Annotated in this window: 25 protein-coding genes; 22 read left to right on the top strand and 3 right to left on the bottom strand. The window is 63.4% G+C overall.

Going from position 1 to position 23,317, the window contains the following annotated elements; translation table 11 throughout:
* The first annotated feature begins 6 nt into the window (after window positions 1–6).
* The 14 genes from EJ072_RS33135 (at window position 7) to EJ072_RS33075 (ending at window position 13,829) form a co-directional block, all read left to right on the top strand.
* Window positions 7–1,341, top strand: a complete 1,335-nt coding sequence (locus EJ072_RS33135) for a S49 family peptidase (RefSeq protein ID WP_126083009.1) — start codon at window positions 7–9, stop codon at window positions 1,339–1,341.
* Between the two features lie 42 nt (window positions 1,342–1,383).
* Window positions 1,384–2,163 (top strand): hypothetical protein, encoded by a 780-nt coding sequence (locus EJ072_RS33130; protein ID WP_126083008.1) that lies wholly within the window; start codon window positions 1,384–1,386, stop codon window positions 2,161–2,163.
* Between the two features lie 63 nt (window positions 2,164–2,226).
* On the top strand, window positions 2,227–3,282 hold the full coding sequence (locus EJ072_RS33125; RefSeq protein ID WP_126083007.1) for a major capsid protein: 1,056 nt from the start codon (window positions 2,227–2,229) through the stop codon (window positions 3,280–3,282).
* Between the two features lie 51 nt (window positions 3,283–3,333).
* Window positions 3,334–3,564, top strand: a complete 231-nt coding sequence (locus EJ072_RS33120) for a hypothetical protein (RefSeq protein ID WP_126083006.1) — start codon at window positions 3,334–3,336, stop codon at window positions 3,562–3,564.
* A 680-nt stretch (window positions 3,565–4,244) separates the two neighbouring features.
* A complete protein-coding gene (locus EJ072_RS33110; protein WP_126083004.1) occupies window positions 4,245–4,637 on the top strand; it encodes a hypothetical protein in 393 nt (130 codons plus the stop codon).
* 97 nt (window positions 4,638–4,734) lie between these two features.
* Window positions 4,735–5,556 carry a hypothetical protein gene (locus tag EJ072_RS35750; RefSeq protein WP_149998629.1) on the top strand — a complete coding sequence of 274 codons (822 nt, stop codon included), beginning with the start codon at window positions 4,735–4,737 and terminating at the stop codon, window positions 5,554–5,556.
* A complete protein-coding gene (locus tag EJ072_RS36250) occupies window positions 5,556–6,101 on the top strand; it encodes a phage baseplate assembly protein V (protein ID WP_189343149.1) in 546 nt (181 codons plus the stop codon). The genes EJ072_RS35750 and EJ072_RS36250 overlap by 1 nt, the downstream gene beginning before the upstream one ends.
* Before the next feature lie 162 nt (window positions 6,102–6,263).
* Window positions 6,264–6,413, top strand: a complete 150-nt coding sequence (locus tag EJ072_RS36245; protein ID WP_189343148.1) for a hypothetical protein — start codon at window positions 6,264–6,266, stop codon at window positions 6,411–6,413.
* A 120-nt stretch (window positions 6,414–6,533) separates the two neighbouring features.
* Window positions 6,534–6,752: a hypothetical protein gene (locus EJ072_RS33100; RefSeq protein WP_126083003.1), complete on the top strand. Its 219-nt coding sequence runs from the start codon at window positions 6,534–6,536 to the stop codon at window positions 6,750–6,752.
* Window positions 6,749–7,144, top strand: coding sequence for a GPW/gp25 family protein (locus EJ072_RS33095; RefSeq protein WP_126083002.1), 396 nt, complete (start codon window positions 6,749–6,751; stop codon window positions 7,142–7,144). The genes EJ072_RS33100 and EJ072_RS33095 overlap by 4 nt, the downstream gene beginning before the upstream one ends.
* Window positions 7,145–7,268: 124 nt before the next feature.
* Complete coding sequence (locus EJ072_RS33090; RefSeq protein ID WP_126083001.1) at window positions 7,269–8,132, top strand: baseplate J/gp47 family protein; 864 nt, start codon at window positions 7,269–7,271, stop codon at window positions 8,130–8,132.
* Window positions 8,129–9,256: a phage tail protein gene (locus tag EJ072_RS33085; protein WP_126083000.1), complete on the top strand. Its 1,128-nt coding sequence runs from the start codon at window positions 8,129–8,131 to the stop codon at window positions 9,254–9,256. Before EJ072_RS33090 ends, EJ072_RS33085 begins: the two co-directional genes overlap by 4 nt.
* A gap of 42 nt (window positions 9,257–9,298) precedes the next feature.
* The gene (locus tag EJ072_RS33080; protein ID WP_126082999.1) at window positions 9,299–12,544 is read left to right on the top strand and encodes a DUF4815 domain-containing protein; all 3,246 of its coding nucleotides are present in this window, start codon (window positions 9,299–9,301) and stop codon (window positions 12,542–12,544) included.
* Window positions 12,545–12,560: 16 nt separating this feature from the next.
* Window positions 12,561–13,829: a hypothetical protein gene (locus EJ072_RS33075; protein WP_126082998.1), complete on the top strand. Its 1,269-nt coding sequence runs from the start codon at window positions 12,561–12,563 to the stop codon at window positions 13,827–13,829.
* 28 nt (window positions 13,830–13,857) lie between these two features.
* On the opposite strand, the gene EJ072_RS33070 is transcribed toward EJ072_RS33075, so the two are convergent.
* On the bottom strand, window positions 13,858–14,751 hold the full coding sequence (locus EJ072_RS33070; RefSeq protein WP_126082997.1) for a hypothetical protein: 894 nt from the start codon (window positions 14,749–14,751) through the stop codon (window positions 13,858–13,860).
* A 9-nt stretch (window positions 14,752–14,760) separates the two neighbouring features.
* Window positions 14,761–15,261 (bottom strand): CatB-related O-acetyltransferase, encoded by a 501-nt coding sequence (locus EJ072_RS37420; protein ID WP_281059482.1) that lies wholly within the window; start codon window positions 15,259–15,261, stop codon window positions 14,761–14,763.
* 260 nt (window positions 15,262–15,521) lie between these two features.
* Here EJ072_RS37420 and EJ072_RS33060 point away from each other — a divergent pair, with 260 nt between their 5' ends.
* The 8 genes from EJ072_RS33060 (at window position 15,522) to EJ072_RS33025 (ending at window position 23,099) form a co-directional block, all read left to right on the top strand.
* Window positions 15,522–17,054, top strand: coding sequence for a phage tail protein (locus tag EJ072_RS33060; protein WP_126082995.1), 1,533 nt, complete (start codon window positions 15,522–15,524; stop codon window positions 17,052–17,054).
* A 129-nt stretch (window positions 17,055–17,183) separates the two neighbouring features.
* Window positions 17,184–17,717: a phage major tail tube protein gene (locus tag EJ072_RS33055; RefSeq protein WP_126082994.1), complete on the top strand. Its 534-nt coding sequence runs from the start codon at window positions 17,184–17,186 to the stop codon at window positions 17,715–17,717.
* A gap of 17 nt (window positions 17,718–17,734) precedes the next feature.
* Entirely contained in the window at window positions 17,735–18,121 is a 387-nt protein-coding gene (locus EJ072_RS33050) for a hypothetical protein (RefSeq protein ID WP_126082993.1), read from the top strand.
* Window positions 18,121–20,073, top strand: coding sequence for a phage tail tape measure protein (locus EJ072_RS33045; protein WP_126082992.1), 1,953 nt, complete (start codon window positions 18,121–18,123; stop codon window positions 20,071–20,073). Before EJ072_RS33050 ends, EJ072_RS33045 begins: the two co-directional genes overlap by 1 nt.
* A complete protein-coding gene (locus EJ072_RS33040; protein ID WP_126082991.1) occupies window positions 20,073–20,492 on the top strand; it encodes a phage tail protein in 420 nt (139 codons plus the stop codon). Before EJ072_RS33045 ends, EJ072_RS33040 begins: the two co-directional genes overlap by 1 nt.
* Window positions 20,493–20,602: 110 nt before the next feature.
* Window positions 20,603–21,769 (top strand): RelA/SpoT domain-containing protein, encoded by a 1,167-nt coding sequence (locus EJ072_RS33035; protein ID WP_126082990.1) that lies wholly within the window; start codon window positions 20,603–20,605, stop codon window positions 21,767–21,769.
* 86 nt (window positions 21,770–21,855) lie between these two features.
* Window positions 21,856–22,086 (top strand): tail protein X, encoded by a 231-nt coding sequence (locus EJ072_RS33030; protein WP_126082989.1) that lies wholly within the window; start codon window positions 21,856–21,858, stop codon window positions 22,084–22,086.
* On the top strand, window positions 22,083–23,099 hold the full coding sequence (locus EJ072_RS33025) for a contractile injection system protein, VgrG/Pvc8 family (RefSeq protein WP_126082988.1): 1,017 nt from the start codon (window positions 22,083–22,085) through the stop codon (window positions 23,097–23,099). The genes EJ072_RS33030 and EJ072_RS33025 overlap by 4 nt, the downstream gene beginning before the upstream one ends.
* On the opposite strand, the gene EJ072_RS33020 is transcribed toward EJ072_RS33025, so the two are convergent.
* Window positions 23,096–23,317: a hypothetical protein gene (locus tag EJ072_RS33020; protein WP_245467079.1), complete on the bottom strand. Its 222-nt coding sequence runs from the start codon at window positions 23,315–23,317 to the stop codon at window positions 23,096–23,098. The two genes, EJ072_RS33025 and EJ072_RS33020, sit on opposite strands and share 4 nt — an antisense overlap.

The raw sequence follows: 23,317 nt of genomic DNA, 5'->3' as shown, positions 1-23,317 counted from the left end.
GTCGTCATGACATCGCTGATCCACATTGCCGACCGGGTGCTGAACCGGCCGCTCCTGATCACGCGCGACAAGGCCGAGGTCATCCTGTCGGTTCTGGCGGGCCGCATCGGCATCAATGCACCCGGGGCCTCGCGCTTCGAGGGCTCATCCGTCGTCGAGGACGAGGACGGCGCGCGCCGTGCCGTGCCGTATCGTGTGACGTCCGAAGGTGTCGGCATCATCACCATCACCGGCTCCCTGGTGAACCGCGGCGCATGGGTGGGCTCAAGCTCGGGCCTGACGTCCTATGAAGGCATCGCCTACCAGCTCAAATCGGCGGCAGCGGATCCGGCCGTCAGATCGGTCGTTCTCGACATGCATTCGCCGGGCGGCGAGGCCGTCGGTGCTTTCGAAACGGCCGCGCTGGTTCGCGATCTGGCCGCAAGTAAGCGCACCGTCGCCGTCGTCAACGGGATGGCGGCATCGGCCATGTACGCCATCGGCGCGGGCGCGACCGAGATCGTCACCACGGAAACCGGCATATCCGGCTCGATCGGCGTCGTGCTGCTGCATGCCGATTTCAGCCGGCAACTGGACCGGGAAGGCATCACGCCGACGCTTATCCACGCCGGCGCCCACAAGGTCGACGGCAATCCGTTCGAGCCGCTGTCCGACGCGGTGCGCGAGGACCTGCAGGCCGAGGTCGATGCCTTCTACGAAAGCTTCCTGGCGACCGTCGCCAGGGGACGCGGCAACCGGCTCACCGCTGCCGCCGCCCGCAAGACGGAAGCCCGCACCTTCATCGGCCAGGCGGCCGTGGATGCCGGCATTGCCGACCGCGTCGGCTCGTTCGAATCGGTCCTCGCGGACCTGACCCGCGCCCCTGGGCGCTCCACCTCGCAAGCAAGGAGAACGTCCATGAGCGAGAAAAGCGGCGCGCCCGCCGCCGAAGACGATGCGGGCATTGCGAAGGCCGACCACGACGCTGCGGTGAAAGCCGCGCGCGCCGAGGGTCGCGCCGAAGGCGAGGCAGCCGGCGCCAAGACGGTCACCGACCGCCTGGTTTCGGCGCTCTCGGCCGAGGGCGTCAAGGGCGACGCCGCCCGTATGAGCGCCGCGCTCGACCTGGCGCGGAAATCGCCCGGCATGTCCGGCGAGGACGTCGCGGCCTTCGTCTCGGCGAACGTTGCGGTTTCCAAGCCTGCCGGGGAGGCCGACGCATCCGCCTATGAGAAGTCGCGCCTTGCCGCTGCTGGCCTGGCGCAGCCCGCCGCAAAGGGCGCCGAGGCGTCCCAGCAGGCGGCAAGCCGGATTCTGGCCAACTACCGCGCTTCGACGGGCTCGTCCGCCAAGCAGGCCTGACGCCCGAAACATCCAACCGCAACGTCACTCAAAGGGTTGATAATGACCAGCATTCCTTTTGCACAGCCGGGCATGGCGGCCCGGGACGTGTCCGAGACCTTCACTTCCGCCGAGATCTTCAATTCGGCCATTCCGCATCCGGTCACCGAGGATTTTCCAGTCGCGGCTGATGTGGCGCTTCCTGCCTTTTCCGTCGTTGGCCTCGCGGCCACCGGGCTCAGCCTCGCCTTGGCCACGCTTGCCTATGCGCCGGGCAGCAGGGCGAGCGGCCGGCTGGTGTTTTCGGGCGTCGGCACCGCCGACGACACCATCACCATCGGCGCGACCCTCTACACCCTCAAGGCGGCGCCGACGACCGTCGCCGGGCAGATCAAGATCGGCGCGACGGCGGCGGAGACCGCCAGCAACCTGATCGCCGCCATCAACGGCGGGGCCGGGGCAGGGACCACCTACGGATCGCAGACGGTGCCGCATCCCGATGTCACCGCGCAGTCGGACGCCGCTGGCATCGTCGGCATCGTCGCCAAACAGACCGGCGCCGCCGGCAATGCAATCGCCACCACGGAGACGGGCTCGGTGACCGCTTTTGCCAACGCCACGCTCGTCGGCGGTGTCGATCAGGTCGGCGTGCAGGCGATCGGCGTCACGACAGCGCCGGTGGTCGACACGAACGCCGCGCAACGCGTCGCGATCTTCCGCGCCGGCAACTTCAATCCGGACGCCCTCAACTGGGATGCCTCGTTCGATACGGACGCAAAGCGCGAGGCCGCGTTCCGGGGCGCGCCTTCGCCCACCAACATCCTCATCCGTAAGCGGCTCTGACGCGAACCGCGAATATTCAACCAAATCGCGGCCCCGGCCGCTCTTTCAATAAGGGCCACGACCATGGCGGACTTCGACCACTACGAACTCTGGGACACGCACACTCTTCTTGGCGTGTTCCGCGAGCTGGATATCGTGCCGAGCTATTGGCTCGACCTGCTTTTCCCGAACGAGATGTCGTTCACAGACGAATATGTCGACCTGGAGAAGATCCCGCGCGCCGGCCGCAAGCTTGCGCCCTTCGTCGCGCCGATGGCGCAGGGGCGCGCCATCTATGAGGAAGGCGCGCGCGTCGAGCGCTTCAAGCCGGGCTATGTCAAGCCCAGCGATCCCGTCTCCCCGCTGCGGGCGCTCACCCGCCGGCCCGGCACCTTGCTCGGACCGAACGCGCAGACGCCGCAGGCGCGCTACGACGCGGTCAAGGCCGACATCCTGCAGTATCATCGCGTCGCGATTGAGAGGCTGTGGGAATGGATGGCCGCCAAGGCCATCATTGACGGCAAGGTCGTCATCGAAGGCAAGGACATGCCGCAGCGCCTCGTCGATTTCGGCCGCGCCGCCGGCCACACCGTCGTGCTCGGCGTCGGCGCGCGGTGGGGCGATGCCGGGGTGTCCATCCTCGACGACATCCAGGGCTGGGCGGACATGATGCACGCGGCCGAGTTTGGCGGCGCGCCGAACCGCATCACCGTCGGTATCGACGCCTGGGGCGTCATGCGCCGCGACGCCGAAATCCTCGCCGAAATGGACCTGACCCGCCGCGGCAATGCCGACCTGACGATCAAGACCGGGCTGATGACAACCGGCGAGGTGCGTTATGGCGGCACGCTCGGCGGCGGGATCGAGGTGTGGGTGTACAGGGACTACTACACCGTAAACGGCTCCGTCACGCCGTTCATGTCGCCCAAGGATATCGTCCTCACCGGACCGAACGTGCAGGGCTACCGCTGCTTCAGCGCCATCGTCGACGTGCACGCCCAGTTCCAGCCGCTGCCGATCTTCCCGCGCGACTACATCCCGGAAGGTGACGTGGCGATCGAGCAGATCGTCACGCAGTCGGCGCCGCTCATGGTGCCGGTCAACCCGAATGCCACCCTGAAGGCGACCGTCGTCGCTTGATCGCGGCGGCAGCGTCTCACCCGTCGCCACCCAAATGATTGGAGAAGCATCATGGTCAAGGCAGTTGCTTTGAACACCGTCCACCTGTGCAAGACGCCGGGCGAGAGAAGCCCGGAAGGCAAGACCATCAAGCGCGCCGAAATCGAGGCCAAGGCGCCCGGCACGATCTTCGATGTCGACAAGAAGCAGCTTGACGATTTGGTCGCTAGGGGCGTCGCCCGCCCGGCCACCAAGGTCGACTTGGTGCGCGCCGACGAGTCCAGCCAGATGGATCTCGGCTAGGCGCGGGTCTGCTGTATCGGAAGCCTCTCAAGGACATTCGTGCAGCAGCATCTGATCTACGACCATTTCGCCTCTTACAAGGCGGATAAAACCGCGAGAAGCGGCAAAGGACGCCGGGCAGGCCGGAAATCAGCTTACAAAGCAGATAGAATTATCCTCAGGATCGACTTTTATAAATAGCTTGTCCCCTGTATTCAATTTGTCACTAAGGGTATGAAAATTGTCACGCAGTATCGAATGGAATATTCTCCCGTTAAATTCGTACCGCACTTGCAGATTATAATCCGGAGGATCGGATCCACGCAAAAGTCGATCTATTACCGTGGCTTCGACAGATGGCCAGCGAGCAGATTTCCTTTTATAATACGAATTTTGAGCATAACCGGCAACGGCAATGACAAGAGCCGTCATCAAAATACCACTTATAAAGAAAGTTAATACCATAGTAGCTCGCGTTTTCGATGCAAAACTACCACCCTACAGGAACTGTTTATCATCGCAACGTTATCGTCTCAGCCTAAGGATTACCCAGGCTACGCCTCGCTCAGATCGTAAGTCAATATACGTGTACTCCTCCGCCTTGCCACCCAAATCTGCGCTATCAACGAGATGGGCGGTCCTCATCAATCCACTCTCGCCGATGATATTCGCCGGCGGAGAACCAGAGATCGGAGCCTTTCATGGACATTCGTGCAGCCCGCTCGCGCCTTGTCCATGAGACGCGCGCCCGCCTCGGTGACCTGATCACCATCCGCGCCAAGGTTCGGGGCGAGATGTCGGTTGCCAATGATCCGTCCCGGCCGGCCATGGTCGGTGTCAAGGGGCGGTTCGACATCAACCCGGACCTCGAATTCCTGGGCGGCCACGATCGCGGCATGGCGCCGATCCGCTTTGCCGGGCGGCTGTGCACGATCTCGATCCCGCGCGAGGACATGGCTTGGCTGCCGAAGGCCGGCGACCACTGCGAAGTCACCAGCCGCCCGACCGAGCCGATCTACGCTATCGAGCGCGTCGTCGACGACCTTCCCGAGTTGATCGTGTTCTATCTGTCGAATTTGAAGGCTGCGGCATGATCCGCCAAAGGCGGCAAGGGCGACCGCCCGTCGGGCACTTTTGCCCGGCCGTCCGCAGCGAGCGGCGAAGCCGCGGCAAGCGAAGGACAGAACTGAAATGAGCCTCGTGAACGCCATGCTGCGCATGCTGGCCGTCCAGGCGCTGCGCGGCAACACCATCGCCGCCGATGGCGTTACCGATTCCTCGATCGAGGCCTTGTCTTCGATCATGAGCGACCGGCAGACGCCGGTCGTCCTGGTGCGGATCGATGAGGCCAGGTACACGGGTCAGAACGAAGGCTTCTTCGTCACCTCCGGCACGGTGACCTTCGCGCTCGACCTGATCGTCGCCTCGAGCGTCACCTATCAGACGACCGATGGTCAGACCGTCAGCCAGATCGAGATCGCGCCGACCGACGCCGGGCTTGAATTCTCGCTCGACATGCTCGACCGCCAATGGCGGCGCGTACTGTCGGACCCGAACAATGCCTTCGCCGAATGCTTCCGCGCTCTCGTTGCGGCGATCGGCCCGGTGAAAGCCGCGCGCGGTGTCGATCCGGAGGGCGGCCGCAAGCATGCCATCCGCATGGTCGAGATCGAGATCGAGCCGGTCTGCGATCCCGCGCCCGGCGCGCCGCTGCCAGCCGTCATAGACGCGGCGCTGACCGGGCTCTCTACAGTCGCGGACTATCAAGCGGCGGTCACCATCATGCGCGCCGAGCTCGGCAAGGGTGCCGATCTGACGAGCTGGCAGAAGGTGCAGTCGACCCTGATGACCACGGCAGCGGTGCCCGGCATGCTGGGCGTGGCGCCTCCGGACGCGCTTCCGGCCTTCGTCGAGGCCGTCGATTTCGAGACTATCGGCACCGTGATCAACGGCGCCCAGACCGAACTGACGGAAGACATCCTGCCCGATCCGGATCTTGGCGGTACCGGCTGATGCATGACCCGGAACTGGTGAAGGTCATTCTCGGCCTTCAGGCCGATATCGCCGCGATCAAGCGCATGGTTGCCGGCAATCTGCGGTTCGGCACGGTGAAGAAGGTCGACCACGAGGCTAAGCGGGCGCAGCTCCTGCTGTCCGATGCCAACGGCCGCGAATTCCTGTCGCCGTTGCGGCCCTGGGCGGAGATCGCCGGCGACGAGAAATCATGGCGGCCGCCGACGGACGGCCAGCAGATGATGCTGGTCGCGTCGCATGGCGACATGCGCCAGGCGGTTCTGTTACCGATGACCTTTTCGGACCAGAGCGCCGCGCCTTCATCCGACCCGGGCACGAGGATCCTGTCGAAGTTCGGCGGGGCGGCCATGCTGTTCGACGGCGGCGGTGATCGCGCTGAGCTGTCGGCCTCGCGCGTCGACCTCGGCGCGGCCGAAGGGAAGAAGGTCGCCCGCGTCGGCGACAAGGTTCACGTCATGTCAGGGTCCTCGACCGGCTTTTGGCCAATCGTCGAGGGGTCCTCGAAGGTCTTTGCCGCCGACTAGTGGTGAAAACCTAGCGTGTGAATGCCCACAGGGAATGGCAGAAAACATCCAACGCAGAGAACTGGGGTGTGAGTCTCGTTAATGGTGCAGTAATGTCCGACGGGCAACTTCAGGGCAAGGATATGCGACAATAATCCCATATGCTGGGTGCTTGGAGGCGCAATGGAATCCCTGCTACAAATTGTGGCTGCAGTGGCGATTCTGGCCATCTACTACATGTACGAATATTGGTATGTTACCTTGCTTGTCGTCCTTTTAGGAGTGGTCGGCGTAGTCGCCGTTCGGGTTAGAGCGAAACCTGACGAACGCTGAGAACCATATCACGACCACCTCAGAGTCTAATTCCTAGCGTGTTGTGTCGGCGTTGTGGCCCAGAGTTGCCTCACGCTCGGGGGTACCAAGCGTTGGGCGTTCACCACTAGGAGGGCTTTCATGCAGCTCATCATAACGCACCGCGCGCCGCATCTCGGCGCGGCGGGAACGTCGATCGACTTGACACTGTCGCAGGCTATCTACGAGCGCCTTCGCGGGCATGTCGTCGAGCCGACCGCGCCGCCGCCTTCGCCGAAGGCTGAGGCCAGCAAACCCCGTGCGGCCAAGGTGTCAAAGGAAGGGCCCGCTCTTCGTTGTCCGAAGGACGAAGAAGGGTGACCCAGTTCGGCATGGATCGCTCGACCGGTCTCCGCCAGAGCGGCTGGGACAACGTCATCCAGGCGATCGAGATCTTGCTGACGACGCGCTATTTCGAGCGCGTCTTGCGGGAATATGTCGGCAGCCCGGTGCCCGCTTTGCTGGGCGAACTGGCGAATGTGCAGACCGTCATCCGTTTCCAGTGGTCGGTCGCGGCCGTGATCCTGCTCTTCGAGCCGCGCTTTACGCCGACGCGCATCTCGCCGCTGACGCTCGACCGCACCGGCTCCTCCGACTGGGTCATCGAAGGCATCTATCGACCGCGCGCCCATCTTGGCGACATGACTCCGGCCGGCACCGTCTCGCTGCGCCTAGGTCAGGCCGGCGGCCAACTGATCGTAACTTCTTCCTAGCCTCACGGGCCGAACCGCCGCCTGCCGGCGGCTGGCCCTCCGGCGGGCGCGGCATTGGCCGCGACGCCCGGTCGGGCTTGCGGGCTTCGCCCGAGAACGCGCTCATTTCTCAAACGGGATTGCGATGCTCGACCTTTCCACGCTCGAGGGCCTGCCGCCGCCGCAGGCGATCTCCGTGACGTCGGAGGCCGACGCTCTCGCCGCCATCAAGGCCGTCTTCGTCGACCTGGCTACGAGCTACGGGCTCGACGTCTCCGGCATCATCGATCTCGAGGGCGAGCCGGGCAACATCCAGTTGCAGGTCGGCGCATTCAGAGAGGTCCTCTACCGGGCGGCCATCAACGATGCCGTCAAGGCAAACCTGCTGGCCTTCGCGGCCCGCGCGGACCTCGACCATCTCGCCGCTTTCTACGACGTGGTGCGGCTTGACGGCGAGACCGATGCCCGGCTTCGCGCCCGCACCGTTGTCGCGATCTCCGGCCGGTCGACGGCCGGCTCCGAGGACTGGTACAAGAGCGCGGCGTTCCGGGCGAGCATTCGCGTCAAGGATGTCGCCGTCTATCGCATCGGGACCGGCCCCGACATTCGCATCGCCGTGCTCGCCACCGACAATTTCGGCGAGCCGGACGCCGCGCTGCTCGCCGCGGTCGACGCCGAGGTGCAGAAGAACAGCGTTCGGGTGATTTCCGACCGCATCACGGTCGTTTCGGCCACGAGCGCGACGGTGAACGTCGCGGCCGATATCTGGCTCCTGCCGACGACGCCTATGACGGTCTTCGATAGCCTGGAGGCGCTGTTGCGCCAGTCGCTGGCCGACGAGGGCGGGCTCGGCTTCAATCTGACCCGCTCCTGGCTGGTCTCGAAGCTTCAGGTGCCCGGCGTCCAGAAGGTGTCGCTGACCGCTCCGATGCCCGACACGATCGTGGATGACGGAGCCGCGGTGAAGCTTGGCACCGTCGCTCTGACCTACAAGGGCCGCGACCGGTGACGGATCGGCAGAACCTCCTGCCGCAGAACGCGACGGGTTTCGAGTGTGCGCTGTCGGAATCGCTCGACCGCCTGCCGGAGCTGCAGCCCGGCTTCGACGAGTTGCGCGGCTTCAAGACTGCGCCTGTGCAGGAATCGATCCTGCCCTGGCTGGTGGTCGAGTACGGTCTTGGCGGCATCACGCAATATCTGCCGGACCTCGCCTCGGTCATCGAATATGGCCTACGCTGGCAGCGAGTGAAGGGGACGCCGCAAGGCGTCGCGGAAAGCCTGACATGGGTCCACTATGCCTTCTCGACCTTCTACGAGGCCCCGTTGCGGCGCACGCGCTGGCACCTCTACGAACTCGAGCTTGATCGCTTCCGCGATGGCGAAGACGACCTTGCCACGATCGAGGCCGTCGTTCGCATGTCGGACCCAGCGAGGTCGGAGTTCTACCGCGCCTGGAACGGCTACAACGTGCGGGAGCACGAGTGGAGCTACACCCGCTGGGGCCACGGCATCTGGGGCGACAGTTCCGGAGTCTTTCTGCATGCCGGCGGCGTCAAATGGTCGTTCGGCCGCACCTTCGATGCCGGCTTCCATGAGCTGACCGAGGCCGAACTGACCGCGCTTGGTGCATGGATCGAGCCGGTAGAGGGCGGTTCGATCAGTTGGGGACCGTTTCCCTGGAACACGCCCGGACTGCAATGGGTATCGGATGCCGCCGCCTCGCGCGCGCAGATCATCGCCACCGCGCTTTTGGCGAAGACCTGCTGGGTCGGCGTCTATCGACAGGACGGCTCGCCGATCGGCTTCCGCAAAGCGCGCGTTTATCGGCCGGTGACCAGTCTCTTCGGCGGCTACTACCAGGCTGGCGGGCAAGGCTGGATCGCGGCCGCTGCTCCCGGCCCGAACATCTACGTCGAAGCCCTCATGGATTTCGCAGAGGGCGATGGCGAGACCGTCCATTCCTGGAGCGTCACGCTCGGCGGCGTGCCCGTCGACGCGCATCCGGCGGGCATCATGTGGTTGCCTGGCGCCGCCATCGCCGGCGGCACCATCGTCGGCAGCTTCGATATCGCGCCGGCTCTTCTCGGCAAGGCTTCGCGCGAGTGTTTCCGCGCCATTCTGAAAATCGCCTGACGCGCGGCTTGCGCGCGCACTTCTTCTGAAAACAGAGGCAAAATGGCTTACGAGCACAAGTCAGGGCTGTCCGGCGCTTTCGATCGTTCGGTCGCGTTCCCGCTGTGGGACAGCGTACTGACGCGTGAGGGCAAGATCGGCCAGGCGGCCGAGATGTTCGAGGCGCAGCAGATTCTGCAGCGGAAGATCGGCTCGATCGGCAACCTGGTCGCGCGCGATGGCGACCGAGTCGAAGGCGCGGATATCATCATGGACGCCGAGGCCGGGACCGTCACGCTCACGGCTGGCAAGCTCTATGTGGACGGCCGCGTACTTGATGCGCCTGGCGCGACGCTCACCGCCGTTCCGATGATAGGTTCCGTTCATATCGGCGTCCGAGTGATCGAGGACTATGTGACCGAGCTTGAAGAGCCGGCGCTGAAAGGTCTTGAGCCGGGTGCTCCATCGGAAGGAGAGGCCGGCGCCGCCCGCATCGTCAAGACGCTCTTCTGGGGCTTCTCCGGCGACGCCGGCGAGGGCAACCTCTATTCGGTCTATCTGCTGAAGGACGGCGTCGCGATCGACCAGACGCCACCGCCCAACCTGACCGGCATCAACGCGCAGCTCGCGCTCTACGACTTCGACGCCAACGGCAACTATGTCATTGGCGACAAGGACTGTCTTGTCACCTCGCTCGGCAAGGACGGGACCGACCAGGTCTTCTCGATCGCCGAGGGTGTGGCCAACATCAAGGGCCAGAAGCGCACGCGCTATGCCGCGCTGCGCCATCGCGAGCTTGAGACTTTCGATCTGTTCCGCATCCCGACTGAGGTGCACACCTTCGGGGCCAATCCGACCGTCGTGACCCTCAACCACGGGCCGATCGCGACCATCCGCGAAGTCCTGGTCGAGAAGGAAGTGACCGACACGATCGTCCGCGGCGCAACGCCAAACGGCTCCGATGCGCTGCCCAATACCGGCGTCACAGCAATTCTGGAGGTGAAGCAGGGCGCCACGACTTACAATTTCCCCGCCGACTATTCGAAATCAGGGGATCTGGTGTCGTGGGCGGCCGGCGGCGCCGAGCCGGCGACAGGGTCGAGCTACACCGTCAAGTATCGCTATCTTGGCATTGTGGTCCCGACCGAAATCACTGCCACCACGATCACGGTCGCCGGCGGTGTCAATGGCGGCCAAATCCAGATCGACTATGACTTCAAGCTGCCGCGCGTCGACGTGCTCGGCATGGATAGCGACGGCAATTCGGTCTACCTGAAGGGCGTTTCGAGCCGCACGAACCCGCTGCCGCCGACCGTCCCGGCCGACGTGCTGCCGCTGGCGCTGATCGAGAACGTTTGGACCAGCACGCCGAACGTCACGGATGTGCGGGTGCGCGCCTACACGATGGCCAAGATCGACCGGATGTATAACAGCCTGGTCGACGCGCTGGACCTGATCGCGCTGGAAAGGCTGCAGCGCGACATCGACAGCCGGGAGCCGATCTCGAAGAACGGCGTCTTCGTCGACCCGTTCACCTCCGACCGCTACCGCGACGAGGGCGAACCGCAGACGGGCGCGGTCTTCGGCGGGCTGCTGCGCCTGGCGATCGACCCGACGTTCCACCCGATCAACCTGCCCGGCGTGACGATGCTCAACTGGACGGAAGAGGTCGCGGTCGAGCAGGCACTGGCCACACGCTGCACGAAGATCAATCCCTACCAGAACTTCACGCCGCTGCCGGCGTCGATGACGATCAATCCGCCGGTCGATTACTGGACCGAGAGCGCAACGGAATGGGCCTCCGATAGCGCCGCGGCTCTGTCCTCGCCGGTCGTCATCACGACGTCGAGGTCGACCACGGGCCGCACCACGACCACGACGACCACGACGAAGAAGGAGACGATCGAGAGCTCGACCCGCGAGGAGACCCTGGCCTATCTGCGCCAGATTTCGCTGCAGTTCACCATCCATGGCTTCGGCGCCGGCGAGAACCTGACCAAGCTCGAATTCGACGGCATCGACGTCAACCCGGGTGGCCTGCATGGCGACGGCGCCGGGCAGATCGTCGGCAACTTCACCATCCCTGCCAACGTGCCTGCCGGCTCGAAAGGCCTGGTCGCCGAAGGGCAGGGCGGATCGAAGGCGGCCGCGATCTTCGTCGGGCAGGGCACGATCGAGATCGAGACGTTGCGCCGGGTGATAACGACCACGGTGCAGCAGACATCGGTCACCGCGCCACGCGAGACCGGCGGCGGTGGCGGCGGCGGAGGCAATGGCGGCAGCCGGTCCGATCCGCTGGCGCAGACATTCACGCTGACGGAAGGCCGCCACATCGCCGGCGTCAACCTGAAGGTCTGCCTGATCGGCGACCGGGCCAACCCGATCGTGTTCGAAATGGTCGAGGTGGCCAACGGCATTCCGACGGTCAACGTGATCGCTCAGGCCTTCTACGACATGCACGAGGCGATCATCGGCCAATGGAGCGAGATACGCTTCCCTTACCCGATCTGGCTGCCGGCCGGCGTCGAATATGCCTTCGTCGTCAAGACCAATGACGGCAATCATTCGATCAAGACCGCGAAGCTCGGCGACTTTGACGCGGACCTGCAGCAGCCGGTCGCAGCGCAGCCTTATTCGGTCGGCGTCATGCTGTCGTCGTCGAACGCGGTGACCTGGACGCCGCATCAGGACGAGGACGTCTGTTTCCAGCTCATCGCCGCCAGGTTCGCTCCGGCGGCCCAGACCGTGAATGTCGGCACCTTCGCGGTCGCCAACATGAGCGACCTCTTGATCCGCGCCGAGGTCGAGCTGCCGACCGCGGCCGCCGCCATGCATTTCGAAGTGCAACTCGACGACGGCTCCGTCACCCTGCTAAACCCGGGCCAAGCCTGGGAGCTACAGTCCTTCTACACGGGCAATGTGCAGGTCCGCGCCGTTCTGTCCGGCTCGGCGAAGGTTTCGCCTGTCGTGTTCCCGGTCATCCTTGCAATCGAGGGCGAGTTGCAGACGACGGGCACCTATGTGACGCGCGCCTTCACCATGGGCTCCGGGGTCGACATCCTGTCCTATCTGAAGACGAAGATACCGACCGGGGCGACCATCGCCATGCATGGCGACGCGGCCAACGACGCCTGGTCGGCGATGGCGCAGGTGACGCAGACGCCGCTTCAGGATGCCGGCTGGGTCGAGCGCAAATACAACGTCCTCAACTTCAACGCCAATCCGGTCGGCCGCATCCGGATCACGCTCACCGGCACGCCGGCGGCGCGCCCGATGGCCTATGACTTCCGGGCGATCTCCGCCCCGTAACCTCGCCAGGATCGCCATGCCCGTTGAAAACACGACGCCGAACCGGGGCTACCAAAAGCCCTTCGGGAGCAACAACCTCGAGGACGATGTCCTGCGGCTGATCGCGGCCCTAGACGCGATCGACGTCGATGTTGCCGGCCTGCTCGTGTCAGTCACCCAGCGCGCTTTGCTGGTCCACAGTCACGTCATCTCCGAAACGACCGGCTTACAGGCGGCGCTCGACGCCAAGCAGGACGAGAGCGAGAAAGGCAACGCCAACGGCTACGCGTCGCTTGGCCCCGACGGCAAGGTGCCGGCCGCGCAACTGCCGTCGGCTCTCTTCGGCTCGCTCAACTATCAAGGCGATTGGAACGCCAACACCAATACTCCGACCATCCCGGCGGCGGCAGCCGGGAACAAGGGCTGGTATTACATGGTGTCGGTTGCCGGCGCCACGAGCGTCGGCGGCATCACCGATTGGAAGGTCGGTGACTGGGCCGTCTCTGACGGCACCAAATGGGTCAAGATCGACAACACCGATGCCGTGGCGAGCGTTGCCGGCAAGAGCGGGGCGGTGACGCTTCAGGTCGCTGACATCACCGACATGAGTGCGAACGGCCGCTCGCTGGCGCAGGCGGCCAACTACGCAGCGATGAAGACGCTGCTTGCCATCACGGCGGCGGATATTACCAACGCGTCGGCAAATGGACGGTCCCTGATCACCGCCGCCGACTATGCGGCGATGCGAACCTTGCTCGGGTTGGTCGCTGCCGCAACGGCCGCGACGGCAAGCACGTTGGCGCAGCGTGACGCGTCCGGCGATATCACAACTCGCCTGTTCCGCTCGGAATATGCCGCGCCTGGAGCCACGGGCTACTTCTGCGGCCAGAACGCTCTCGGGGCTGGCGCCGACAACTACATTCGGCCGATGACGCCCGCTCGGGCGGCGGCTTTGCTCACCCCCTCAATGCAGCTTCAGCGGTTCTATGAAAGCGCGCCGCAAACTTGGACTAACGGTGGCACCCTGACCTTGGCACATGGACTGGGTGTCAGACCAAATATCTACCATGCATATGCCACATGTATCTCTGCGGATGGTGGCTATTCTGCTGGTGAGGAAATACTGCTTGCCGCATGGGCTTCTGATGCCGCTGACGGCCGTGGCGTGAGCTTGCGACCTGATGCCACTAATATCAAGGTCGTTATGGGTGCAAATGGTCTTGTGATGTTATCTGCAACCGGCGGATATAGTTATAAATCGAACCCTTCATCGACTTGGAAACTCATCATAAGAGCATGGGCATGACAAGATTTCTCGTTGATGGCAATGGTTTCTATGTTGGCGGAGCAGGCAGGGCCTTCAACGTATCCAGTACGCGATTACGCTTTAGGCCAAGTAGATACTGACGCCTTGTCGGCTCCATATTGATATCAGTTGTGAAGCGACTTTCGTGCAGCCATCCGTCTATTCTCTCAAAGAGGGCATCGGCTACAGGAACGTTGGGGGCCACCGGAACTCGTTCGAGGCGCGCTTGACCCAGGTCTCTTCTGTCGATGTGGCGATAGAGACGATGCCAGTTGAGGCCACCAGTGTCGAAGTCGTCGAGCCAATCCCTTCCGAAGTTGAGGCGGCTTGTGCCGAGCCTGCCCATGTTGAAGAGAGCAAAGCCAGGCCAAAGGTACCACCTACGATCCGGAGTTGTGCGAACCAACCCGGCAACGACCGCCCCTTCCAACAACCGAAATGGATCTGTTCGTTCAACAGGGAATAGGTCGTGGTCCAGGAAGCCCGCCATCAGCGGCCGGTTTTCACGGATGATGTTCTGCCAAGCCCAATTCAATGCGTAGCCGTGTGATTTGCCACCTTCCTTTTCGCTCCCCAACCACGGGTTACCCGGTACCGGGACGAACGCGACGTTAGCGGCAAGACATATTTCTTGGATCTCGTCGCGCGCTGACAGGTTCGATGAATTGTCAGCAATGACATGAATGGCGTCACGCACAAAGCGCCCAATGAGTTTGGTTTGCCAGTCGATCACTTGAGGATCATTAAAGCTGATCGTAATCAGCACCTTTCGGCCTTGCAGGCGGGGTAGCGGAACAGGTTGGGCGTTCCTGGTGAGGGCGGCCACTTCGCGGAGTTGGTAGCGCAGGTGATTCTTCCGATCGATGACCGGCCGCAATCTCAGCCATTCACGGGCAGAATACTTCACCAAAGAGCGTGGCATGCCTGATTCTCAAGTCACCCGCGTTAAAGTCTCGTTCTGGTGCTTAGCGATGAAATCGGCGACTGAATTGTGGAAGTCGGGCATGGCGGCTTCAATCTTGTCGTCGCTCCAGTCCCACCACCGAATGGCAAGCAGATCGGCTATTACTTCTGGCTCGAACCGATGCCTGATCAACCTCGCCGGGTTGCCCGCAACGACTCCGTAGGGTGGCACGTCCTTCGTGACCACCGAGCCAGCACCAACTATTGCTCCGTGACCGATGGTGACGCCGGAAAGCACGATGGCGCGCGAGCCTATCCACACATCGTTGCCGACAGTGATCGGCCCCTTGGTGAGATCCCTGTCGGCGCCTGCGAAAGGATAAGTAGACACCAGCGACATGGGATGTTCGCCGGCAGCGATAAACAATACGCCGGCAGCGATAGAGCAATAGCTACCAATCGTAACTGGCGCCTCGGCCGTCGCTTGAAAAACGTTGGCGACATCAACGCCGTAGGTCTTGCGCCCCACAGTCACGTATCTGCCTGGGTACGGCTTTCGCAAGCCTAGTTTAGTTCGCAATTCTCGGAACATCGCCATACTGCGTCGATACCTCACACAGTTAGGTCGGTACAGCCCCTGGCTCAAAGCTTAGGGGCACGTGATCAAGCAACAGATAACGAATTCTTTGTCACGGCCTTTTCGCTCTAGCGAAACAGCGTTCCAGCGTCGCTGCCCGCGCTCTGCGGTTCATTTTATGCCCGCATTTCTCAACCACAGGAGAGACTGTCATGACTGACCCCGTCTTCGGGATCACGATCCGCCGCGACGCCAACGAGGCGGCGGTGCCGTCGAATGCGCTGATGAGCGTCGTCGGCATCTGCATGCCCTTCGCCAAGGCCGCCACCGCCGCGCAGGAAGCTTTCGACGCGGCTTTCCCCGAAGGCGTCGCGGTGCGCATGAACTCCAACGACAGCACGAAGCTGGCGCTTTGCGATCTTGATTCGCTCTTCATCGACGCCGTCGAAGGCATCAATGCGCAGCTCGGCCCTTACCAGGTTGCCGCCCAGCTCGTCGTCAACCGTGTCGCCGAGGGCGATTATATCGCCGAGACGATCGCCAACATCGTCGGCTCGTCGGTCAACGGCACCGGCATCAACGCCTTCGTCAATGCGGGCGCCGATCTCGGCGTCTACCCGCGCCTCATCATGACGCCCGGTTACACGACCCAGCAGTTTGGCGCGCTGACCAGCCTTGCGCTCACCACGCAAGGGACCAACATGACCGCGGCGCCGGCCGTCGCCTTCACCGGCGGCGGCGCCGATCCGAACAAGGTCCTGCCGACCGCCCATGCCGTCATGGGCACCGGGCCCGACGCGCAGAAGGTGGCCTTGCTAGTCATCGACAATCCCGGCGCCTATCTCTCGGCGCCGCTCAACGTCACCTTCACCGGCGGCGGCGCCGATGCCGGCAAGGTGCTGCCGACCGCGACCGCAACGGTCGAGGAACTCGCCAATGCAGTCTGCGCGGCGCTTCCCGAAGTGCTGAACAAGATCCTGGCCGTGGCGATCGTCGACGGGCCGAACGGCCTTTCCGCCTTCACCCAATGGCGCGAGACCCTGTCGTCGGACCGCCTGATCCCGGTCACGCCCGGCGTCAAGCGCATCGACAAGGATGGCGATGTCGTCACCCGGCCGGCCGCGCCGCGCATCGCCGGCGTCGCCGTGCGCCGCGACTATGAGAATGACGGCCGGCCGTTCCGCTCCTGGGCGAACCAGGCGCTCTACGGCATCGTCGGGCCCGAGCAGAACTACCGCTTCTCGCTCACCGACGGCTCGACCGAAGGGCAGGAGATACTCGCGGCTCAAGGGGGCATCATCGTGCGCGGCGACAGCGGCGACGACTTCGCCATCGCTGAGGGCGGCTTCGTCTATATCGGCACCGACAATTTGTCGGCCCAGACGATCTGGCAGCAGTATCACAAGGTGCGCGGCCGCGACTTCATCGAGCTCACCTGCCTGCGCACGCTGCGCCAGTTCCTCGGCAAGTTCAACCTGACGACCCAAACCATCCAGTCGGTCGTCAACACCGTGCACGACATCCTCGCCAAGGCGGAAGCCAATGGCGACATCCTTGGCTTCAAATGCCGCTTCGATCTGGAGCTCAACAACGCGCAGGATCTGCGCTCCGGTCACATCTATATCGACGCGCAATTCGAGGAAGCGCCGGTGTTCCGCCGCCTGACCATGACCAGCCGGCCCTATGCGCCCGCCCTGCAGGCGACGATCGACGAACTGATCGCCAGGCAGAACCTGATCTCCTGATCTGCCTCACGCCGCGCACCGGCGGCTTTGCCGCCTGCGGCTCCGGCGGGGCGCGGCATAGGCCGCGACGCCCGGTCGGGCTTGCGGGCTTCGCCCGAACCACCAAACCCTCGCAAAAGGAAGCCTCCCATGGCCGAGAAACTTCTGCTGCTCGAACAGGTCAACCTCTTCGTCGGCGACCAGGACCCCGAAGATTCGAACCACATCAAGCTCCAGTCGCTCGGGCTGCCGACGCTGGAGCAGGTGACCGTCTCGCATCTCGGCGGCGGCGCGCCGGGCGAGGTGGAGTTCGGCATGAACGCGATCAAGGCGCTGCAGCCGACCTTCAAGTTCGCCGGCTTCGCCAAGTCGAGCTATCGCGCCATGGGCGTCGGCACCAATCAGCCGCTCAACTTCACCGGCTACGGCGTGCTGAAGAACAAGCAGACCGGCGACGCCTTCCAAGCGAAGACGGTCATCCGCGGCATCGTCAGCCGCATCGCGCCGGACGCCTTCGACCGATCCTCGGCCTTCGGCCACGATCACCAGATCGGCGAGGTCACCCACTACGAGCTCTCGGTCGACAACGAGGAATGGTTCTACTGGGACTACTTCACGAGCAGGCGCCGGCAGTTCGGCGTCGACGAACTGACCAAGGCACGCGTCCTGCTGGGCATTGAATGATGGCAAGCAGTTCCAAGATGGGGAAGAACGCGATCGAGGACTTTATGACGGGCGCCGACGAGGGGCCCGTCACAGCCGCCGAAACGTCGCCGGAAGCCGCCGCCGAGGAGGGGGAAGTCTCCCTCGACCTGACCGATGTCGATTACCGCTATCTGACGCTGCGGCGCGCGATCACGCGCGGCGACGGGAAGATCGCGCGGATTAGGATTCGGCCGGCCATGCTCCAGGATATCGACGACTGGTCGAATGCCGTGATCAGCAACCGCGAGCTGCTCGCACGGCTCTGCGATCTCCCCGCCGCCGTGCTGAAGAAACTCGCCTGGGATGACGCCGAGGCCTTGATGGAGATCTTCCACCAGGTCGTGCCGGAGTTCGTGTTTGCCACGCCGAAGGATGATGCCTGATGGCAAGGATGACGGCAGAGCTGGTCGTGAGCCTGCTCGATCGGGCATCGGGCAGGGCCCAGACGATCAAGCGAAATCTGACCGCTCTCCAGCGCGCGGAACGCGACGTCTACCTCGCGCGAAACAATATGCGGTTGACACGCGCGCAGGTCGCGGAAGAGCGGCTGCTGGACGCGCAGGAGGCCGAGCGGCAGAAGCGGCTCGCGCAATGGACGACGGCGGGCAGGGTCGCCGGCGTGGCGGTGGCGGCAGCGGGTTATGTCGCGATCCGCACGGCGCGCGACTATGCGCAGCTCGAGCGCACGATCGGCCGCATCATCATCAACGCCGACAAGCCGGCGACGGCCATCAGGCCGACCATCGCCGTGCTGCAGGAGCTGGCCGACAAGTCCAAGCTGCCGTTCGACAACGTGGTGCAAGGTCTCGAAACGCTGATCGCGTCAGGCCGGTCGCTGGAGGAGGCGCTGGCTTTCCTCCCGACTGTCGCCCGCACCGCCCAGGCCTCTGGCGCCGAGATGTCGGATATCGCGCTTACCGCCGACGCGCTCGCCAACTCGCTCGGCATCACCGCCGACAAGATGCAGGAGGCCTTCGACATCCTCGCCTTCGAAGGCAAGGCTGGCAAATTCGAGCTGAAGGACATGGCCGCCGAGCTGCCGGCCATCGCGCCGGCCTTCGCTGCGCTGGGTTACAAGGGCACCGAAGGCCTGAAGCGGCTCGCCGCCATGCTGGAGATCGTGCGCAACCAGACGGGATCCTCGGCCGAGGCCGCGACCAACTTCTCCAACATCCTGCAGAAGGCCTACGGCAACGAGGTCGCCAATAACTTCAAGAAGTACAATATCGACATCCGCAGGGAACTCGACCGCACCCGCAAGGAAGGCGGCGACGTCATCGAGACGCTGGTCGAGCAGACCAACAAGGCACTCAAGGGCGACCTGTCCAAGCTGCCGCTGATCTTCACCGACATCCAGATGCAGCAAGGCATGCGCGCGCTGCTGACGCAGATGCCGGAACTGAAGAAGCATCTCGACGCGCTCGGCTCCGCATCCGGCACCGTGGCGAGGGACTTTGCCCAGATCACCGGCGATTCCGAAGGCAACTGGCAGCAGCTGATTAACAACATCCAGAAGACGGCGACCGCGCTTGGCGACCTGTCGGGCAGGGCGCTCAATCCGACGCTGGAGAAGGTGAACGACCGATTGTCGGACATGATGGCCGTCGACAAAGGCTATGAGGCCTTGCGCGGCAGCGGCCGCGATCCGCTATCCTATGCCGCCGAATTCAAGGATCGCTTCAATAAGCAGCATCCTGAGCTCGGCATGTTCGACCGCTTTACCGGCGCCTCGGCCGAGAAGGCTTTCCGGGATGCGCTGGCGCAGCTCGGCCGCGGCGAGATCAAGAACATTTTCGATGCGTTGCAGACGAAGATTCTTGAGGACCGGAAGACGCGCGAGCCCAACACGGGTATGTCGGCGGCGACCGTCCCCATGCCGACGCCGCGGCCGAAAAGCTGGGCGGAGATGACGCCCGCCGAGCGGCAGTACCAGGTTTACGCCCAGGGGCGGCATGCGCCGGCCAAGGGCGGCCAGGCCTATGTTCCGCCGTCGCCGGGCAACGCAGGCATCGGCCCGAACGTCGCCGGCTTCGACGCCGACGAATTCGAGCGCCGGCTGCAGTCCGGCGGCGCCGACGCCGGCAGCAAGATCGCGGAAGGCGGCACGCAGGCCGGCCAGAACGCCGCGCAGACCTTCACCTCCGGCGTCGCCGGGGCAGGGTCGTCGTTCGGCAAGAGCGCCGCCGCCGCCTTCATCGCCGGCGTCAGTGGGTTCCTGTCTTCCGCCAAGGCGGACCTGATGCGCCCGGTCGGCTCGCTTGGCGGCAGGACGACCGGCCAGCAGGTGCAGTCCGACACGCGCGGGCAGGCAATCGACTTTGGAGGGCCGCGCTGATGCTGATGAAGATCGGCCTGGTCGAGTGCGATCTCGCTTTCAACATCGACAAGCATGGGCGCGAGACGACGCATGACTATGCAGAAAAGCCGGTCGTCGGCGCGATGCCTCCCCTGGAAGATGTCGGCGTCGGATCGGAAACGCTCACCGTCTCCGGCCGTCTGATTCCGTCGAAGCTTGGCGGGTTGGGCACATTGAACATCCTGCGCAACGCGCAACTTGCCGGCACGCCGCAACTGGTGACCCGTGGCGACGGCAGCGTGTTCGGCTTCTACGTCGTGCAGTCGGTCAATGACGAGCATACCTTCCTCGATCACGACGGCGTCGGCCAGGTCGTCGACATCACCGTCAAGATGCAGAAATCGGCGGCGCCAGCACCGGCCGATTTCTTCGCCTCGCTGTTCTCGCTGATTGCTTAACGGAGAAAAGACCAAGTGCCTGTGTGTACCGACGCCGCTCCCCGAGGGAGGCCCGGTATCCCGGATATTGTGCCTCTCCTACCTAACGGCTACTTTAAGAGGGGAGAAATATGATTCCAGCGCTCAATAACGTAGCGTGGGCCGTCCCTGAGCGGGATGAAGTCGGCCCGGCTGGAATGGCGGGGTTACCTAGGCCGATGTATTCGAAAAGTGAGATTGTGAACGCCGGAAAGGTGCTTCGCGAAAACCTCACTCGCGATGCGATCCCGACAATTCAAGAGGCGCGCGGTCTTCACATAGTGCAGGCTTTTGCAATCGCGCATAGCTGGCGAGACGCGCACATGTTGCCCCTGCTTCGCGTGCGGATGGAACTGTCCCGCAAGCTGAAGCACGTCGAAAAGGACGCCGTCGCCGCCGCCAGACTTAAACGCATGGCGTCGATACGCCGAAAGCTTCAGCGGCCGATCACGTTGTACCAAATGCAAGATATTGCCGGATGCAGGGCAATCTTGCGATCGATGAAAGAGGTAGATCGGCTCGTTGGAGTCTATCGCAATGGAGGCACCGCGCATTCGATCCAATCGGAAGACGACTACATTTCGCGCCCGAAGAAGGATGGCTATCGAAGCCATCACTTCATCCTGAAGTTTTGCGGGAATGGCGAAGAAGAAATTTTCAACCGACAGACCGTTGAGGTTCAACTTCGCACCCGATTGCAGCACGCTTGGGCGACTGCGGTGGAATCAGTTGGGCTGATCCGCCACGAGAACATAAAGGGCGGCGAGGGTGATACGGACTGGCGTCGGTTTTTCGAGCTTATGTCGTCCGAACTAGCATATGAGGAAGACCGGGAACTAGCGCCGACTGCAGACATCCCGCGTGCGGACATTCGAAAGGAAATCCGAGATCTTTCGAAGCGAATTAAGGCGGTCTCGACCTTGGAGACGTACAATCGGGCAATTAACTTTACCGACGGGTATGGTCATACCTACGCCCGCTATTTTCTGCTCCAATTCGACTACAGCACCCGAGAGGTCTTCGTTCAACCGTTCTACAGCTACGACAAGGGAGCTGCGCGATACGTTGATGAAGAAAGGAACAACCAGAAGCGGAATACAGTTCTGGTTGAGGTCAACAAGGTCAACGATCTAAAGAAAGCGTTTCCGAACTACTTCTTAGACGTGAGCGCATTTACTGAGAAGCTGAAGGCCGTTCTGTCTCCCGGATATAAATCTAGTCAAGCTTACGATCTTTCGTGGCTGGCAGCGTATAGATAGCGCTCTTATCCGACGTAAACTCACTCAGATTTGGATTCATCATCTGCTTGAGGCACGCCTCAAGCAGATGATGAAGGAGATTTCCCTTGACAGAAACTGTCACCGTCAAGTCGGAAGGCATGACGCTATCCGCACTGTTGGCGCGGCATTATCGCAAGGTCTTTTCCGGCATGGTGGCGAAGACCTTCGCGCTCAACCAGGACCTCGCCGGGTCGGGCCCGCATCTGCCCGTCGCTCGCGTCGTCACCGTGATGACGCCGGCCGAAATGGCGGCCGAAGGCGCGGCCGCAAAGCCCGTGATTGACCTCTTTTCATGAGGAAGGGCCATCTCCGGGTCGTTGTCGGTGGGCAGGACGTCACCTCTCGCTTCTTGCCGTTGCTGATCTCGCTGTCCATCACCAAGAGCGGCACCGAGGCGACGCAGTCGGCGACCTTCACGCTGGACGACAAGGACGCGACCGTTCGGTTTCCCAAGACCGGCACGCCTGTGTCGATCGAGCTTGGCTGGCAGGGTGGGGCGATGCGCACCTTCGAGGGCGAGGTCGACACCTGCGACTGGTCGACCGATCGAGGGGCCGGCAGCGTGCTCTCCATCACCGCGCGCTCGGCCAGCCTGAAGGGCAAGGTCAAGCAGCCGGCCGACCGGCACTGGGAGAAGAAGAAGCTCGGGCAGGTCCTCGAGGATGCTGCCGGCGACGCGGGCCTGTCGATTAAGGTGCATCCTTCCCTCGCCAGCCGCGAGCTTGACTATGAGGCGCAGGACAATGAGAGTTTCCTCGCCTTCGCAGACCGGCTCGCGCGCGAGCATGGCGCGACCTTCGCCATCAAAGGCACGCAGGCCGGCTTCGTGCCGCGCAACGTCGGCGTCTCGGCCACCGGCCAGCCGCTGCCGACCATCGTGATCACCCGCGGCACGGTGATATCCGCGAGCGGCCTGACGCCGGTGACCGACCGGCCGCGCTTCAAGAAGAAGAAGGGCCGGTGGTACGACGTCAAGAAGGCCAAGCAGGTCATCGAGGAGGTCGAGACCGGCGACGATGTCGAGCCGGATGACGTGCTCCGCTTCATGGAGCCTGACGAGGCTTCGGCCAAGACCCGCGCCGATTCCGATCGCGTAGACGGAGCGCGCAGCAAGGGCTCCGGGTCGGTCACGATCGAGGGCGAGCCGACCGCCGAGCCGGAAGGCACGGCCATCATAGACCTGCGCGCCGGCGTCGACGGCAGCTACACCATCGCCTCGATCACCGACACGCTCGACCGCGGCAGCGGCTACACCACGCAGATCTCGCTGGGCAACCCGCAAGGCTCGGCCGGGGCGGATAGGCGCTAGGCCGAGAGCAGCTTCACCATCGTCAGGCGCATGCGTGCGAGTCTCCGTGCCGCGCCATGGAATGCTTCCCGCTCGGCTTCGAGCAGGAATTCAAGTGTCATCATGTCGAGCAGGAATTCGTCCACGGCTACCGCAAGTTCGTGCGACTTGCCTTTTGTGTGAGCGAGTAGCTCGCGCGCCTCTTCGACGAGGTTGGCGCTGCTGGCGTCGATCAGCAC

It is taken from the genome of Mesorhizobium sp. M2A.F.Ca.ET.046.03.2.1 (assembly GCF_003952425.1).
GTDB lineage: Bacteria > Pseudomonadota > Alphaproteobacteria > Rhizobiales > Rhizobiaceae > Mesorhizobium.
This window is presented reverse-complemented; position numbering and strand designations above follow the sequence as displayed.

What these genes read in the sequence shown, in the direction of transcription:
- EJ072_RS33135 (WP_126083009.1), top strand. Translation starts at nt 7, where the DNA reads ATGACATCGCTGATCCACATTGCCGACCGGGTGCTGAACCGGCCGCTC.
- EJ072_RS33130 (WP_126083008.1), top strand. Translation starts at nt 1,384, where the DNA reads ATGACCAGCATTCCTTTTGCACAGCCGGGCATGGCGGCCCGGGACGTG.
- EJ072_RS33125 (WP_126083007.1), top strand. Translation starts at nt 2,227, where the DNA reads ATGGCGGACTTCGACCACTACGAACTCTGGGACACGCACACTCTTCTT.
- EJ072_RS33120 (WP_126083006.1), top strand. Translation starts at nt 3,334, where the DNA reads ATGGTCAAGGCAGTTGCTTTGAACACCGTCCACCTGTGCAAGACGCCG.
- EJ072_RS33110 (WP_126083004.1), top strand. Translation starts at nt 4,245, where the DNA reads ATGGACATTCGTGCAGCCCGCTCGCGCCTTGTCCATGAGACGCGCGCC.
- EJ072_RS35750 (WP_149998629.1), top strand. Translation starts at nt 4,735, where the DNA reads ATGAGCCTCGTGAACGCCATGCTGCGCATGCTGGCCGTCCAGGCGCTG.
- EJ072_RS36250 (WP_189343149.1), top strand. Translation starts at nt 5,556, where the DNA reads ATGCATGACCCGGAACTGGTGAAGGTCATTCTCGGCCTTCAGGCCGAT.
- EJ072_RS36245 (WP_189343148.1), top strand. Translation starts at nt 6,264, where the DNA reads ATGGAATCCCTGCTACAAATTGTGGCTGCAGTGGCGATTCTGGCCATC.
- EJ072_RS33100 (WP_126083003.1), top strand. Translation starts at nt 6,534, where the DNA reads ATGCAGCTCATCATAACGCACCGCGCGCCGCATCTCGGCGCGGCGGGA.
- EJ072_RS33090 (WP_126083001.1), top strand. Translation starts at nt 7,269, where the DNA reads ATGCTCGACCTTTCCACGCTCGAGGGCCTGCCGCCGCCGCAGGCGATC.
- EJ072_RS33080 (WP_126082999.1), top strand. Translation starts at nt 9,299, where the DNA reads ATGGCTTACGAGCACAAGTCAGGGCTGTCCGGCGCTTTCGATCGTTCG.
- EJ072_RS33075 (WP_126082998.1), top strand. Translation starts at nt 12,561, where the DNA reads ATGCCCGTTGAAAACACGACGCCGAACCGGGGCTACCAAAAGCCCTTC.
- EJ072_RS33070 (WP_126082997.1), bottom strand. Translation starts at nt 14,751, where the DNA reads ATGCCACGCTCTTTGGTGAAGTATTCTGCCCGTGAATGGCTGAGATTG.
- EJ072_RS33060 (WP_126082995.1), top strand. Translation starts at nt 15,522, where the DNA reads ATGACTGACCCCGTCTTCGGGATCACGATCCGCCGCGACGCCAACGAG.
- EJ072_RS33055 (WP_126082994.1), top strand. Translation starts at nt 17,184, where the DNA reads ATGGCCGAGAAACTTCTGCTGCTCGAACAGGTCAACCTCTTCGTCGGC.
- EJ072_RS33050 (WP_126082993.1), top strand. Translation starts at nt 17,735, where the DNA reads ATGGGGAAGAACGCGATCGAGGACTTTATGACGGGCGCCGACGAGGGG.
- EJ072_RS33045 (WP_126082992.1), top strand. Translation starts at nt 18,121, where the DNA reads ATGGCAAGGATGACGGCAGAGCTGGTCGTGAGCCTGCTCGATCGGGCA.
- EJ072_RS33040 (WP_126082991.1), top strand. Translation starts at nt 20,073, where the DNA reads ATGCTGATGAAGATCGGCCTGGTCGAGTGCGATCTCGCTTTCAACATC.
- EJ072_RS33035 (WP_126082990.1), top strand. Translation starts at nt 20,603, where the DNA reads ATGATTCCAGCGCTCAATAACGTAGCGTGGGCCGTCCCTGAGCGGGAT.
- EJ072_RS33025 (WP_126082988.1), top strand. Translation starts at nt 22,083, where the DNA reads ATGAGGAAGGGCCATCTCCGGGTCGTTGTCGGTGGGCAGGACGTCACC.